The sequence below is a fragment of the Alcanivorax sp. IL3 genome (genome assembly GCF_047495465.1).
Lineage (GTDB): Bacteria > Pseudomonadota > Gammaproteobacteria > Pseudomonadales > Alcanivoracaceae > Alcanivorax > Alcanivorax jadensis.
This window is the reverse complement of record NZ_CP179931.1, coordinates 2768126-2782932: the sequence shown is the minus strand read 5'-3', so window position 1 is coordinate 2782932 and position 14807 is coordinate 2768126. Positions and strand designations below refer to the sequence as shown.

Annotated in this window: 8 protein-coding genes and 2 pseudogenes; 7 read left to right on the top strand and 3 right to left on the bottom strand. The window is 55.1% G+C overall.

Annotated elements, in window-relative coordinates; all coding sequences use genetic code 11:
- The first annotated feature begins 112 nt into the window (after positions 1-112).
- From ACMG4M_RS12870 to ACMG4M_RS12860, 3 genes and pseudogenes are all read left to right on the top strand, one after another.
- Positions 113-1465 carry an APC family permease gene (locus ACMG4M_RS12870; protein WP_081737601.1) on the top strand — a complete coding sequence of 451 codons (1353 nt, stop codon included), beginning with the start codon at positions 113-115 and terminating at the stop codon, positions 1463-1465.
- Positions 1466-1495: 30 nt separating this feature from the next.
- Positions 1496-3805 (top strand): heavy metal translocating P-type ATPase, encoded by a 2310-nt coding sequence (locus ACMG4M_RS12865; protein WP_007151136.1) that lies wholly within the window; start codon positions 1496-1498, stop codon positions 3803-3805.
- 390 nt (positions 3806-4195) lie between these two features.
- Positions 4196-4330, top strand: a pseudogene (locus tag ACMG4M_RS12860) (Cd(II)/Pb(II)-responsive transcriptional regulator); the annotation flags it as partial.
- An 83-nt stretch (positions 4331-4413) separates the two neighbouring features.
- On the opposite strand, the pseudogene ACMG4M_RS12855 reads toward ACMG4M_RS12860, so the two are convergent.
- The 3 genes and pseudogenes from ACMG4M_RS12855 to ACMG4M_RS12845 form a co-directional block, all read right to left on the bottom strand.
- Positions 4414-5703: pseudogene (locus tag ACMG4M_RS12855) on the bottom strand (ISL3-like element ISPpu12 family transposase).
- A gap of 21 nt (positions 5704-5724) precedes the next feature.
- A complete protein-coding gene (lspA, locus tag ACMG4M_RS12850; protein ID WP_035246372.1) occupies positions 5725-6237 on the bottom strand; it encodes a signal peptidase II in 513 nt (170 codons plus the stop codon).
- A gap of 3 nt (positions 6238-6240) precedes the next feature.
- Entirely contained in the window at positions 6241-7137 is an 897-nt protein-coding gene (locus ACMG4M_RS12845; protein WP_007150338.1) for a cation transporter, read from the bottom strand.
- Between the two features lie 95 nt (positions 7138-7232).
- Between ACMG4M_RS12845 and cadR the strand changes: the two genes are divergently transcribed.
- The 4 genes from cadR (at position 7233) to ACMG4M_RS12825 (ending at position 14585) form a co-directional block, all read left to right on the top strand.
- On the top strand, positions 7233-7640 hold the full coding sequence (gene cadR / locus ACMG4M_RS12840) for a Cd(II)/Pb(II)-responsive transcriptional regulator (RefSeq protein WP_007148576.1): 408 nt from the start codon (positions 7233-7235) through the stop codon (positions 7638-7640).
- Between the two features lie 795 nt (positions 7641-8435).
- Positions 8436-9731, top strand: a complete 1296-nt coding sequence (locus ACMG4M_RS12835) for a TolC family protein (RefSeq protein ID WP_035246375.1) — start codon at positions 8436-8438, stop codon at positions 9729-9731.
- The gene (locus ACMG4M_RS12830) at positions 9721-11460 is read left to right on the top strand and encodes an efflux RND transporter periplasmic adaptor subunit (protein WP_035246376.1); all 1740 of its coding nucleotides are present in this window, start codon (positions 9721-9723) and stop codon (positions 11458-11460) included. The genes ACMG4M_RS12835 and ACMG4M_RS12830 overlap by 11 nt, the downstream gene beginning before the upstream one ends.
- On the top strand, positions 11457-14585 hold the full coding sequence (locus tag ACMG4M_RS12825; RefSeq protein WP_007150465.1) for an efflux RND transporter permease subunit: 3129 nt from the start codon (positions 11457-11459) through the stop codon (positions 14583-14585). The genes ACMG4M_RS12830 and ACMG4M_RS12825 overlap by 4 nt, the downstream gene beginning before the upstream one ends.
- The last annotated feature ends 222 nt before the right edge of the window (positions 14586-14807 follow it).

Here is a 14807-nt window from a genome sequence, read left to right as displayed (position 1 = left end):
AAAGATATTTCTTTGGCCCGTTTTTCTCGACATTGATGCAAGTGAGATCTACCCAAGCCAGCATTGGCTATTTATTGAGTATCAAACGCCGTTCAAAACAACAGGAGGTTGTATGAGCAGCACGCACGACAGAACCACGCGCTATCAGAAAGGCAGTCTTACACTTCCGGGAACTGTTATGCTGGGCACCGGTGTCATGATTGGCGCCGGTATCTTCGCCCTTACCGGGCAGATGGCGCAGATGACTGGCGTTCTTTTCCCGTTGGCGTTTCTGGCCGCGGCGGTAATCGTAAGCTTCAGTGCCTATTCCTACATCAAAATTTCCAATGCCTACCCGTCAGCCGGGGGCATAGGCATGTACCTGCACAAAGCCTATGGCAATCGGTTACCGACGGCTTTCAATGCTTTGCTGATGTATTTCTCGATGGTGATTGCCCAGAGCTTTCTTGCGCGAACCTTCGGTTCTTACACCATGCAACTGTTCGATGGCGATGAAAGTGGCCGCATGGTGCCCATTCTTGGCGTCTCACTAATTCTGGCCGCGTTTCTGATCAATCTGTTGGGCAACCGAATGATTCAGGGCGTGGCTTCCTTTATAGGTATCCTGAAGATCGGAGGCATTCTGGTTTTCGGGCTGGTGGGTATCTGGATTGCCGACAGTGTTTCTGTTGATTTCTCTAGCCCCGGTGAGGCTGGAACCTTTGGCAATTTCCTGGGGGCAACGGCCCTTGGCATTCTGGCCTTCAAAGGTTTTACCACCATCACCAACAGCGGCTCGGAAGTCATAGACCCCAAGAGAAACGTGGGGCGAGCGATTATTATTTCCATCGCAGCCTGCGTGGTGATCTACACCCTGGTCGGTTTCGCCGTTGCCAGTAACCTGTCCCTGGCGGAAATCATCAAAACGCAGGACTACTCTCTGGCGGCCGCTGCGCGTCCCGCATTGGGCGACTACGGCGTCTGGTTTACCGTCGCCATTGCGATGATGGCCACCGCCGGTGGCATTCTGGCCAGTATTTTCGCCGTCTCACGCATGTTGGCCATGCTGACTGAAATGAAGCTGGTCCCCCACAGTCATTTCGGCATGCCCGGTAGCATCCAGAAGCACACGCTGGTTTATACCGTGGTGCTTGGGCTTATCCTCACGGCCTTCTTCGACCTGTCCCGAATTGCAGCGCTGGGCATCATTTTTTACCTGATCATGGACATTGCTATCCATTGGGGCGTTCTGCGCTATTTACGGGAGGATGTGAAGGCCAATGTGTGGGTGCCCACGGTGGCAATTGTTCTGGATTTGCTCGCTCTTGGTGGCTTCGTTTGGGTCAAACTGAATACTGACCTGTTTGTTATTGGCGTGGCGGTTGTCACCATGATTGTTATCGCAGTGGCCGAGCAACTGTTCCTGAAAAAGGCCACAGAAGCCGAAGAAGCGGGACACAAAGAATCTCATGCTCATCATCACTAATCACCAGAACTCGATAGGGAGGGATCGGCCATGACGGCTGAGCACACGGTCAAAGATCCTGTTTGCGGCATGTCGGTGAATCCACACTCGGCGGAACATCGCAGCGAGCATGGCGGGAAAACCTGGTATTTCTGTTCTTCGGGGTGCAAATCGAAGTTTGACGGCGACCCGGGACACTACCTCAGTGGAGAACAGAAACAGGACGAACCCGTGGCTCCGGGCACCATGTACACCTGCCCGATGCATCCGGAAATTCGCCAGCAGGGCCCCGGAGATTGCCCTATCTGTGGTATGGCCCTGGAGCCCGAGCAGGTAAGTCTGGATGACGGGCCCTCGGCAGAGCTCAAAGACATGACCCGTCGATTTTGGATTGGCCTGGTGCTGGCCCTGCCGGTATTGGTGCTGGAAATGGGCGGACATCTCACCGGCCTTGACCAGATCGTTGCCCCACAAATGTCCAACTGGATTCAACTGGTGTTGGCGACGCCAGTAGTGGCCTGGTGTGGCTGGCCTTTCTTTGTCAGAGGCTGGAAGTCCGTCGTCAGCCGCAATCTGAACATGTTCACGCTCATTGCCATTGGTACTGGCGTGGCGCTGATCTACAGCCTGGTGGCGACACTGGCGCCCCAGATTTTCCCCGACGCCTTTCGGCAGGAAGACGGTTCTGTCGCCGTCTACTTCGAGGCGGCTGCGGTCATCGTGGTGCTGGTTCTGTTAGGCCAGGTGCTTGAACTGCGGGCCCGGGAGAAAACCTCGGGCGCGATCAAGGCGCTGCTGGATCTGGCACCGGCGACGGCCCGAAAGCTGGATGACCAGGGCGACGAGTCCGATGTGTCGCTGGATCAGGTCAAGGTGGGTGATCGCCTGCGAGTGCGCCCGGGGGACAAGGTGCCGCTGGACGGTGAGTTACTTGAAGGCAGCTCCAACGTGGATGAGTCCATGGTGACCGGTGAGCCTCTTGCAGTCAGCAAAAAGTCTGGCGACCAAGTGATTGGCGGCAGTATTAACCAACAGGGCAGCTTTATCATGCGGGCCGACAAGGTTGGCCGGGACACCATGCTTTCCCAAATCGTGCAGATGGTGGCCAGCGCCCAACGCAGCCGCGCACCGATCCAGGGGCTTGCCGATAAGGTGGCGAGCTGGTTTGTGCCCACCGTGATCCTAATTGCCATTGTTGCCTTTATAGCCTGGTCATTCCTTGGGCCGACACCGCCCATGGCGTTCGGGCTGATTGCGGCGGTCAGTGTTCTGATCATTGCCTGCCCTTGCGCACTGGGTCTGGCAACGCCGATGTCGATCATGGTAGGTGTTGGCCGCGGCGCCCAAAGTGGTGTGCTGATCCGCGATGCGGAAGCCCTTGAACGCATGGAAAAGGTAGATACGGTGGTAGTGGATAAGACCGGCACGTTGACAGAGGGGCAGCCACAAATCACCCGAATTGTTACAGCGAATGGGTACGATGACGATGCTTTGATGCGTTTTGCGGGCGGACTCGAGAAAGGCAGTGAGCATCCACTGGCCCACGCCATTCTGGACAAAGCCAAGGGCATGGAGCTGAAGCTGCCGGATGCGGAAGACTTCGATTCTCCCAACGGTAAAGGGGTAACAGGAAAAATCGACGGCAAGCGGGTGCTGCTTGGTAATCGTCTTCTCATGGAGTCGGAGAATGTCGACACCACTAGATTTGACAGCGATGCCGACGAGCATCGCAAAGATGGTGCTACCGTGATTTTTGCCGCCGTCGATGGAAAAATCGCTGGGCTGTTGGCCATCTCCGATCCCATCAAGAGAACGACCCACGCTGCTATTGTCGCGCTGCAAAAAGACGGCATTCGAGTGGTCATGCTGACTGGCGATAACTACACCTCGGCCGAGGCGGTTGCTCGCAAATTGCATATCGATGAAGTGGAAGCGGAGGTACTGCCGGAAGATAAGGGCAAGATCGTCCAGCGTCTGAAAGATGAAGGGGGTGTTGTCGTGATGGCGGGTGATGGCGTTAACGACGCGCCTGCATTGGCAACGGCGGACGTGGGGGTGGCCATGGGCACCGGCACAGATGTGGCCATCGAAAGCGCGGGCATTACGCTGCTGCGCGGCGACTTGATGGGTATTGTAGAAGCGCGTCGTCTGTCGCTGGCGACCATGCGCAATATCCGACAGAACCTGTTCTTTGCTTTTGTGTACAACTCCGCGGGCGTTCCGATTGCGGCGGGGGTTTTGTACCCGTTCTTCGGGATACTGCTTTCACCGATCTTCGCGGCTGCTGCAATGTCGCTGTCGTCTTTCAGCGTGATTGTGAATGCATTGCGCCTGCGAGTTATCAAGCTTGGCCCTAAGTAATAATCGCTGGTGCCGTACACTATTGATCGAACCATAGAAGATGCTGATTTTGAGGCGGTTGACAAACGAGCGCGTCAGTCTCTCACGGATAACTGCTTCGGGGTGCTGATCGAAATCGACGTCAAAACCACGATGAAGGAGAAGCTGGGCACGGAAATACCTGCCTACCGGATCTTTGGGCATGCAATCCTAGGCCATCGGCGTGGAGCCTCGAGTAGGGGCTATTTTGCCATAGCTGGCGCCTTAAGCGACTTCATCCGTGATCTGTTGACCGTGATCAAGTTCCACGGGGTTTGCTCAGCCCGTTCAACTTTAATCCAACTCATTGTGATTAACTCTCTAGGTGTGTAAAGCCAACAGGTTGCTTATAACAGGAAGTCTGCTGATGCGCGGTCGCAGATAACCGCTCTGCAAGCGCTTGAGAAACAACTCGTTTCACTGAGAGCGAGTTGCAACGATGGCCGTGAAGTTGATGCTTGCGGGGTTCTTGCAGGCATCAGCGAAGGCATCGTACAACCGCAATAGATCAAAGTGTCGATTTTATAGTTCTGGGTATACGGATTTAATGGTTGATGGGGCACCTTCACCCCATCAATCTGATACCACCCTCAGATGGTTGATAGATCGACTCCGTAGTTGAGTTCCTCTGCGAAGTCCGGCAGTCCGTAACCGATGGTTTTCTTGTAGAAAGGAGAGACCTTCGCAGTCGGTGCCTTCTTCTTGTGCTTCGTGGTGTAGAGCATTCGTGCCCGCATCACCTCGAAGGAGTAACCGCGCCCTTCACGGTTCTTGTCCTTGGCCAGTCGGTTGATGGACTCCGTGTAAGCGTTGGTGACGGGCATGTCCGTCTCGAAGTAGGTCATGGTCTCTTCGCGCCAGTTTCCCACTGCCCTGACCAGATCGCTCCAGACTTCCTTTTGGCCCTTCGGGATGGTGGCTATCCACTCGTCCAGGGCGGCTTCTGCCTGGAGCCGTGTGGTGGCGTCCCAGATGCCGTAGAAGCGCTCCTTGTGCTCGTAGGCGGCCAGCAGTTGCGGGAACGCGCCTGTCCAGGTCTCCATGATGAGGCGCTCCCGGTCTGAGACTTCGTGAGCGCGTTTCAGCAGGATTTTCCGGTCTCCCTTGAGAGTCCGGCTCTGGGACGGTTTCAGCTCCTTTCTGAGGCCCTTGCGCACTCTCTCTAGGGCATCGTTGGCCATGCGCACCACATGGAACTTATCGACCACGATACGGGCCTGGGGCAGCACAGCCTTGACCGCTGCCCGGTAGGGGTTCCACATGTCCATGCTGACGATCTCGACCTTCTGCCGGTCTTTCAGCTTCATCAGGTAGTTGGTCACCACGTCCTGGCGGCGGGTGGCCAGCAGGTCGAGCAGGGTTCGCTCCTCAATGTTGGTCAGAATGCAGCGGTAGCGCTTGTTCAGGTATAGCTCGTCAATGCCCAGGATGCGGGGCGTCTCGAAGCGGTGCCAGCGCCCCAGGAACTCGGCGCGGGCGTTGAAGATGTCGCGCACCGTCTTCTCGTCCAGGCCGGTCTGTGCCGCCACAAAGGTTTAGGGGTGGTTGAAGGATTCCTTCTCCACGTACTCATGCAGCCGCAGTGTCATACGGAATCCGTCCACCATCTCCGGTAGCTGGGGCCTGAATGTTGTCTTGCAGGCCCGGCAGGTGTATCGGCGGCGGACCACCCAGAGAGTGACCCGCTTGCCGTGGATGGGCAGATCACGATAGGGAACGTCACGCTTGCCGAACCGTACGAACTCACCCTGCACGCCGCATTCCTCGCAGGCGATGGGATCGGGCACGTCCACCTGGAAGTGCATTTCGTCGTCGGTTGATTTGCAGCCCAGTACTTGGTATTGCGGCAGGTGAAGGATGTTGTCGGGAAGTTCGGTCATGGTGTTGTATAGGCGTAGGTGTCAGTCAGATCCATCCGACTCGGCATTGGTGTTTGCTTTTTTACCCAACAAGCTGCTGGAAACGAAAAGTAAGGCACCGAGGACAATTGCAATATCAGCCAGGTTGAAGGCCGGCCAATGCCAGTCTCGCCAATAGAAATCAAAGGAATCCACAACATAGCCGCGAAAGATCCGGTCAATCAGATTGCCCATGGCGCCACCGAGGATAAGACTGTAAGCGATGGCGTCTCCATTATGACCTTTTTCACGAATCAGCTTGATCAGCACGACCGAGACCACTACCGCGATTCCGATAAAAAAATAGCGCTGCCAGCCCCCAGCATTTGCGAACAGACTGAATGCGGCACCGGTGTTCCATACGTGCACCCAGTTAAAGAACGGGGTCACCGCGATCGACTCGCCATAAGCCATTGTTTGTTGAACCAGCCATTTTACAGTTTGGTCCGATGCTGCTATCAGGCCGGATATGGAAAACAGGACATACGGCGAGAGATTGTTGCCAATAAAGGGCATGCTTTAACCCTTGAGCGCCAGAATGCGCCTGGCACCGTTAAGCACGACGAGCCCCGCGATGCTACCGATAACCAGATCCGGATAATTGGAGCCGGTCCACGCGACCAGAACGCCGGCGGTAATGACCCCCAGGTTGATCACCACGTCGTTGGCCGAGAATATCCAGCTTGCCTTCATGTGCGCTCCGCCCTCCCGGTGTTTGGCTATCAGCAGCAGACAACTGGTATTGGCAATCAACGCGACGAATGCGATAGCCATCATCACCAGCGATTCAGGCTCACTACCGAATACAAAGCGTCTCACCACCTCTACGAGCACGCCCACAGCCAAGATCAGTTGCAGTACACCAGCAAGATGCGCGGCACGTACCTGCATTTTCACGCTATGTCCAACCGCATAAAGGGCAAGCCCGTACACCGCCGCATCGGCAAAATTGTCCAGGGATTCTCCAATCAGGCCGGTGGACTGGGCGATCAGACCGGCAGTCATTTCCACCACGAACAGAAGTGCATTGATGCCGAGCAACCAGCGCAGGGTCCCGGATTCTTGCTTAGCAGAAGCTGCCGAAAACTCGGCGGCCTTGATGGTCTCCGGATTTGCAGCGACGGTTTCCTGAAGCGAGGCGCCTAGCCCCAAGGTCTTCAGTTTCGAGGTGACGGGCTCGACCTCGCCGTCATGCACGACCTTCAGCCGGCGGTTCGACAAGTCGAAGGACAGCGCCCGAATCTCCTCAAAGCCGTTCAGGGCTAGGCGAATCATTCGTTCTTCTGATGGACAGTCCATCTTCGGCACGGCATAAACACTGACCCATCTCCCTGGCGCCTCGGAGGAGGCCTGTATATCGGTATCCGCTGCGGACGTTGCATCACCGCCACAGGCGCCACCACAGGATTTGCTCATGATACGACTCCACTTGAACAATGTTGTGGTACCATTTAAAACTATAAAGCTACTATAAGGTCAATAGAGTAAAGAATCCGTTGGGGAGGAGGCTGATGCGCATTGGTCAGTTGGCGCAGTTGGTAGGGGTCGAAACACAGACGATCCGCTTCTATGAACAGCAGGGCTTGTTGCCGCCGCCTGATCGGCAGGACAACGGTTACCGTGTCTATACCGAGAAGCATGGTGAGGGGCTGGCCTTCATCCGTCGCTGCAGAATCCTGGGCCTGTCACTGGCTGAGATTCACGAACTACAGAGCTATCAGGACGACCCTCATCAGCCTTGTACCGCCGTCAACACCTTGCTCGATGATCACATCTCTCATGTGCGGTCGCAGATAACCGCTCTGCAAGCGCTTGAGAAACAACTCGTTTCACTGAGAGCGAGTTGCAACGATGACCGGGAAGTTGAGGCGTGTGGGGTTCTTGCTGGAATTAGCGAAGGAAACATGCACCAGCAGTAGGTGAAGCATCAACCAGATAATCCGATGAGATGCCGGTCTGTCTCACTCTCATGCAAAGGTAAGATCAACCATTTAATCCGCTTACCCATAGTTCTTAACCACGCCGCCACCTGTCGACATAAGCCTCGGTACCCAGCATGCCAACAGGCGCCTGGAATGGCATCGAGAGACACTTTCACGCTTCATCAAGTAATGCTATTGAAGGCTGTGGCGTAGCAGAAGAGCATGCCAGAGGGAGCAGAGCTGGCGATCAATAGTTACATAGCTCAATATTAAACGTTGACATGGGGGCTACCCCAAGGTTTATGTTGTTAATAGCACATTGCTTCGGACTATGCTGACACCATATGTTTATTGCTCGGTTTTTCATTAGTTGCCTATTTCTGCTTAGCATCTCCTTGCAGGGGATGGCAGCGGTGCAATTGGCGCAGCCTTGCCCCATGGAACAAACCATGATGCAGGCAGACATGGATGACCGTTGCAGCATGATGTCCGCCATGCCACAAAACGATTGTTGTCTGGATGGTGAATCCAACACGCACAGCGGCCCGGTTTGCAAGCCTGGCCAGGAGTGCCATGCTGGGCAGCTCTCGATCATGAATACGGCTCCGGCGGTTTCTTTTCAGGCAGCAAATCCGGCTACCCCTCATTTTTCTAACCCTCTCTATCTCCCCCTTGCCTTATCTACCATCTGGCGACCGCCTCTAGCACTTTCTCACTGATCTTTTCGGGGTCCGGCCTGGTCTGGGCCCACTGAGGGCGCGTTGCGCGCCATGATCCGTGTTGGAGTGACACATGTATTGGATATTTCTGAGCGCCGGCCGGTATCGGCGCGCACTCGGCTGGCTAGCGCCCTCCCTGCTGCTAGCTAGTGTCCAGGCGTTTGGGGCAGAAGGCCTGACTTTTAATCAGGCGCTACAGCTCGCCTTACGTCAATCACCGGAATTGCGGGCGGAATCGGCCCGCGTCGAGGCCGCTCAGCAGGCAGAAGGGCCTGCCGATGCTTTGCCCGATCCCACCCTGATTCTTGGCCTCGACAATGTACCTGTGGATGGCGCCGATCGTTACAGCCTGTCGAGTGATTTCATGACCATGCAGCGTATTGGTGTAACCCAGCGTTTCCCCAATCGCAGCAAACGCACAGCAAGGGCAGAAGGTGCCAGACAGCAAATCGGCTTAACGGAGGCCACGAAAGAGGCCACTCGTCTGGCCGTGCTGCGTCAGACCGCTCAAGCCTGGATTGAGCTCCACACTCTGGATCGTCAACTAGTCCTGCTGGAAGAACTCATTGCTGAAAATCGTTTGTTCGACAAGGCAGTGCGTGCCCGGCTTTCATCGGGTCAAGGAAAGGCTATTGATAGCGTGGCACCCAGGCAGGAAGCCGTGACATTACTGGATCGGCGAGATGCTCTTCTGGCCAGGCAACGCCAGGCTAAGGCTCGTTTAATACGCTGGCTGGGGGAAGCCGGCCGGCAATCACCGGCTGGCCAAGCACCTGATTTCGCCATCAATGCTGAACAGTTACTGAATAGCCTGCATAAGCACCCTGAACTTGAGATAGCGTCGCGTCAGGCTTCTGTCGCCCAGGCTAACGCGGACGAGGCTCGTGCCGCCAAGAAGCCGGACTGGGCTTTAACTCTGGCTTATATGAATCGTGAAGAATTCAGTGACATGGCGATGCTACAGGTCAATGTGGACCTGCCATTGTTCAGCCGGTCGCGCCAGGGGCCTCGCATTGCCTCGGCGGAAGCTGAGTGGCAAGCACTGGAATCTCGTGCAGAGGCGGTACGTCGCGAACATGAAGCGATGCTGCAGAGCGATCTGGCCGAATATGAACGCCAGGAACGCACGCTTGCCCGGCAACGGGAGCGACTGGTGCCTCTGGCAAAAGAGAAAGTGGGATTGGCTAGGGCCGCTTGGCGCGGCGGTGATGGCAGTTTGGCCGATCTTGTACGGGCACGTAGCGAATGGCTGGACGCCAAACTGAAGGAGATTGATCTCAGCGGGCAGTATGACCAGCAGGCAGCCGCCCTCCATTTTACCTACGACCACCACGGCATGGTGGGCGAGGAGCAAGATAATGAACATTAAACGCAATGCCTTGATCGGTTTGGCTGCCTCGCTGTTGTTGCTAGCCGGAATATATTTGGGCCGTTACGTCACCCCTTCGCAGAGCAGTATATCGATGGCGATGGACAGCGGTGAAACCAACAGCAAAGCGGATGAAAAGGAAGTGCTGTACTGGTATGACCCTATGTATCCCCAGCAGCACTTTGACGAGCCCGGGCCCTCACCTTTCATGGATATGGAGTTGGTGCCCCGTTATGCCAATGGTGGTGATGATAGCGATCAGCCAACGGTCCGTATTGATGCAGCCATGGTACAAAATCTGGGAATTCGCAGTGCCTCGGTGGTCGTGGCTCAGTCACAATCTCAGCTTGATGTCACGGGGTTGATTGCTTACAACGACCGCGCCCTGACACGCCTGCAAAGCCCCGCGCCTTCCTTCGTAGACAAGGTCTGGCCTCTGGCTGAGGGCGACACTATCTCCAGTGGTCAGCCGCTGATGCAATTGAGAGTTCCGGCCTGGACTGGAGCTCAGCATGAATGGCTGGCCGTGCTCGGCAGCGGCAACAACGAACTGATCGTCGCCGGGCGGGAGCGCCTGTTGTCATTGGGCATGCCTGCATCCCTGATCCGAAGTATTGAACGCCAACGTAAACCGCTGGAAACCTGGACGGTGACAGCTCCGCATGATGGCGTGATACGCAGTCTCAATGCTCGTGCTGGCATGACGCTGTCGGCCGGTGCTCCCGTGGCGGAGATTCAGTCACTCAACCCCGTGTGGGTGGAGATAGCAGTCCCGGAACGCCAATTGGGGCAAGTCAGTAGTGGTAACGCTGTTGACGTGACCGTTCAAGGAGTGAAGCCAGCACTGCGTGAGGGGCAAGTTGCCGACATTCTGCCTCTGGTGGATCAGTCCAGCCGAACTGTGCCGGTGCGAGTGACCTTGTCCAATGACGAGGGTGATCTGCGTCCGGGCATGAGCGCTCAGGTACGCATTCATGGCGAAGCCACACAGAAAGCATTGGCCGTACCAACCGCAGCCTTATTGCATACAGGAAAGCGCAGCCTGGTGATGCTTGATGAGGGGGAGGGTCGATATCGTCCGCAGGCAGTGTTGCCGGGGGGCGAGCTGGGAGACCAAACGCTGATCCTGGCAGGGCTGAAGGAAGACCAGAAGGTGGTTGTCAGTGGTCAGTTCCTGCTCGATTCCGAAGCCAGCCTGCAAGGCATTGCCGTTCAGGAGCTGGCTATGTCAGATGAGACGGAAATGATGAACGCACTGCACTATGCCGAAGGTGTTGTCGAGCAACTGAATGGCAGCAAAATAATGCTGGACCATGGCCCTTTCAAGAGCTTGTCCATGCCTGCCATGACCATGCGTTTTAACCTGGCGAATGAACAAGTAGGCAAAGGGATATCGGTAGGTGATCGCGTGCGCATTGGCATTCGTGATACAGACAAAGGGTTGATTGTGGAGCGCCTAGAAAAGCAGGTGGCGGAACAAAAAGACACCCAAGTGAATTCGTTGCATTACGCCGAGGGGGTTATCGAGGGGCTATCCGACGGCAAGGTCAAGCTTAAACACGGTCCTTTTAAGACGCTCGGTATGCCTGGCATGACCATGCGCTTTCGTCTTGCCAGCGAACAGGTGGCCAGCGATATAGCAGTGGGCGATCGTGTGCGCGTCGGCGTCAAAGATACCGATAATGGCTTGACTGTGGTGTCTCTCGACAAACAGGAGGTTGCACCATGATCGCTACCCTGATTCGCTGGTCGTTGGCTAACCGATTTTTGGTGCTGCTGGCGACGCTGTTCATGAGTGCGTGGGGAATCTGGTCTATCAACAATACCCCCGTAGATGCTTTACCGGATCTGTCCGATGTACAGGTGATTATCCGCACCAGTTACCCAGGTCAGGCACCGCAGCTGGTGGAAAAACAGGTTACCTATCCACTTGCCACCACCATGCTGGCCGTGCCAGGTGCGCGCACAGTACGTGGTTACTCGTTCTTCGGTGATAGTTATGTTTACGTGTTGTTTGAAGATGGTACCGACTTGTATTGGGCACGCTCACGGGTGTTGGAATACCTTAGTCAGGTCCAGTCTGAATTGCCGCGTACAGCACGACCATCACTTGGGCCAGACGCTACCGGTGTCGGCTGGATTTATCAGTATGCATTGATCGATCGCACCGGCCAGCATGATCTATCGCAGCTAACCTCGATACAGGACTGGTTTCTAAAATACGAGCTGCAGACTCTGCCTGACGTTGCAGAAGTGGCAACCATCGGTGGCATGGTACGTGAATATCAGGTAGTCCCTGACCCGGTCAAACTCGCCAGCCATGGGATTAGTCATCAACAAGTACGCAAGGCGATAGAACAAGCTAACCAAGAAACCGGGGGAGCAGTGCTGACGCTGGGCGAAGCGGAGTTCATGGTGCGCTCCAGTGGCTACCTTCAATCACTCGAAGATTTCCGAAAAATCCCACTAAAACTGGTTGATGGGGTGCCAGTACAACTTGGAGATGTAGCGCAGATTCGCCTTGGTCCGGAGATGCGGCGTGGTATTGCCGAGCTGGACGGAGAAGGGGAAGTCGTCGGCGGGGTCGTCATTCTGCGTTCGGGCAAGAACGCCCGCGCTGTGCTATCTGCCGTGCATGAGCGACTTGAGACACTGCGGGAAAGCTTGCCGGAAGGGGTTGAAATCGTCACTACCTATGATCGAAGTGAGCTGATTGATCGAGCAGTCACAAACCTAAGTTACAAATTGATTGAAGAGTTCATTGTAGTCGCACTGGTGTGCGTATTGTTTCTTGGCCATTTGCGTTCGTCACTGGTGGCCATCATTTCCCTACCGCTGGGAATCCTTGCTGCCTTTATTGTGATGCGTTACCAGGGCATCAATGCCAATATCATGTCGCTTGGCGGCATTGCTATCGCTATCGGCGCGATGGTGGATGCAGCAGTGGTGTTAATCGAGAACGCCCACAAGAAAATTGAGATTTGGCATCGGGATAACCCAGGGCAATCTCTGACTGGTAATGCGCATTGGCGAGTCATAGAGCAAGCAGCTGTCGAAGTGGGGCCGGCGCTGTTCTTCTCGTTGCTAATTATTACCTTGTCGTTTATTCCTGTCTTTACCTTGGAAGCACAGGAAGGGCGGCTATTTGGCCCACTGGCATTTACCAAAACCTGGGCTATGGCGGCGGCAGCCGGCCTATCGGTGACATTGGTTCCACTGTTAATGGGGTACTGGATTCGGGGAAAGATACCTTCCGAGGAAAGTAATCCAATCAGTCGCTTTTTGATTAGTTGTTATCAACCCGTACTAGAGCGAGTCTTGGCGTGGCCGAAAACCACCTTGCTGGTTGCCGGTTTAGTTTTTGTTACCGCCTTTTGGCCGCTAAGTCAGCTTGGTGGTGAATTTTTGCCACCGCTGGATGAGGGCGATTTGCTGTATATGCCAAGTGCCTTACCAGGCTTGTCAGCACAAAAAGCTACCGAGCTTCTACAGCAGACCGATCGGTTGATCAAAACGGTGCCTGAGGTGGAGCAGGTGTTCGGCAAGGCGGGGCGTGCGCGGACAGCGACTGACCCTGCACCATTGACGATGTTTGAAACCACCATCCGTTTCAAGCCCAAGGACCAATGGCGTGAAGGCATGACAACGGAGAAGCTTGTCGAAGAGCTGGACCGTATTGTACGCGTGCCTGGACTGGCAAATATCTGGATTCCTCCGATACGCAATCGTATCGACATGCTTGCCACTGGCATCAAGAGCCCAATTGGCATCAAAGTAGCGGGTAATGACCTAGAGATCATTGACCAGGTGAGCCGTCAAATCGAACAGGTAGCCAAACAAGTACCCGGTGTCTCCTCAGCATTGGCTGAACGGTTGACTGGTGGTCGTTATGTGGATATCGATATTCGGCGTGGCATTGCGGCTCAGTATGGCCTCAACATCGCGGATATTCAGTCGGTGGTCAGTGGTTTGATTGGTGGTGAAAACATCGGTGAGACAGTGGAAGGGCTGGAGCGTTACCCGATCAGCCTTCGTTATCCTCGCGAGTGGCGCGACACGGTGCATCGCTTACGCGATTTGCCCATAGTCACTCCCGAAGGAAAACAAATTACCCTAGGAACTGTGGCGGATATCAAGATTACCGATGGGCCACCGATGTTAAAAAGTGAGAATGGCCGACTGTCTGGGTGGGTGTATATCGATGTGCGGGGGCGTGACCTGGCCTCGGTAGTGGATGATCTACGTGTCTCAGTGAATGATGGAGTCAGGCTGCCAGAGGGGGTCAGCTTGTCCTTTGCCGGTCAGTTTGAGTTCCTGGAGCGGGCCAATGCGAGACTGAAAGTGGTGGTGCCGGCGACCTTGCTGATCATTTTCGTACTGTTATTCCTGACCTTTCGCCGTGTAGGTGAAGCCTTGCTGATTATGGCGACGTTACCGTTTGCGGTGACCGGCGGTATCTGGTTCTTGTATCTGCTGGACTACAACTTGTCGGTGGCTACTGGTGTCGGCTTCATCGCCCTGGCGGGTGTCGCTGCCGAGTTTGGCGTAATCATGTTGCTGTACCTAAAGCAGGCGTGGCAGGAGAGACAGGAGCAGGGCCAAAAGGGTGAAGCTGCCTTGATGGGTGCTATCCGTGATGGCGCGGTATTACGTGTTCGACCTAAGGCGATGACTGTAGCTGTTATTATTGCCGGCCTTCTTCCGATTTTCTGGGGGGGAGGCACAGGTAGTGAGATCATGAGCCGCATTGCTGCGCCCATGGTAGGAGGGATGGTAACAGCACCTTTGTTATCACTTTTCGTACTGCCCGCAGCCTATCTGCTGATGCAACGACGCAACAGGAATCCAGGTTAACCAAGCTTAAAGCTTGGGTGGTTGCGATTGTGAATAAGTAAATAGAGCACATAAGGATCGCAATCTTCTGGTCTTGGCACCCTGCTTAGTGTCAGATCAGTGCTGATCTGACACTAATAATCGGCGGGGGGTTACAGGTGCTAAAGACAAAATTTGTCCGTGTGATGGTGGGAGAGGGAGCTAGTCATACAAAAGCCGATTGACGATCGGTTTTAGGTGTGT

What these genes read in the sequence shown, in the direction of transcription:
- ACMG4M_RS12870 (WP_081737601.1), top strand. Translation starts at nt 113, where the DNA reads ATGAGCAGCACGCACGACAGAACCACGCGCTATCAGAAAGGCAGTCTT.
- ACMG4M_RS12865 (WP_007151136.1), top strand. Translation starts at nt 1,496, where the DNA reads ATGACGGCTGAGCACACGGTCAAAGATCCTGTTTGCGGCATGTCGGTG.
- lspA (WP_035246372.1), bottom strand. Translation starts at nt 6,237, where the DNA reads ATGCCCTTTATTGGCAACAATCTCTCGCCGTATGTCCTGTTTTCCATA.
- ACMG4M_RS12845 (WP_007150338.1), bottom strand. Translation starts at nt 7,137, where the DNA reads ATGAGCAAATCCTGTGGTGGCGCCTGTGGCGGTGATGCAACGTCCGCA.
- cadR (WP_007148576.1), top strand. Translation starts at nt 7,233, where the DNA reads ATGCGCATTGGTCAGTTGGCGCAGTTGGTAGGGGTCGAAACACAGACG.
- ACMG4M_RS12835 (WP_035246375.1), top strand. Translation starts at nt 8,436, where the DNA reads ATGTATTGGATATTTCTGAGCGCCGGCCGGTATCGGCGCGCACTCGGC.
- ACMG4M_RS12830 (WP_035246376.1), top strand. Translation starts at nt 9,721, where the DNA reads ATGAACATTAAACGCAATGCCTTGATCGGTTTGGCTGCCTCGCTGTTG.
- ACMG4M_RS12825 (WP_007150465.1), top strand. Translation starts at nt 11,457, where the DNA reads ATGATCGCTACCCTGATTCGCTGGTCGTTGGCTAACCGATTTTTGGTG.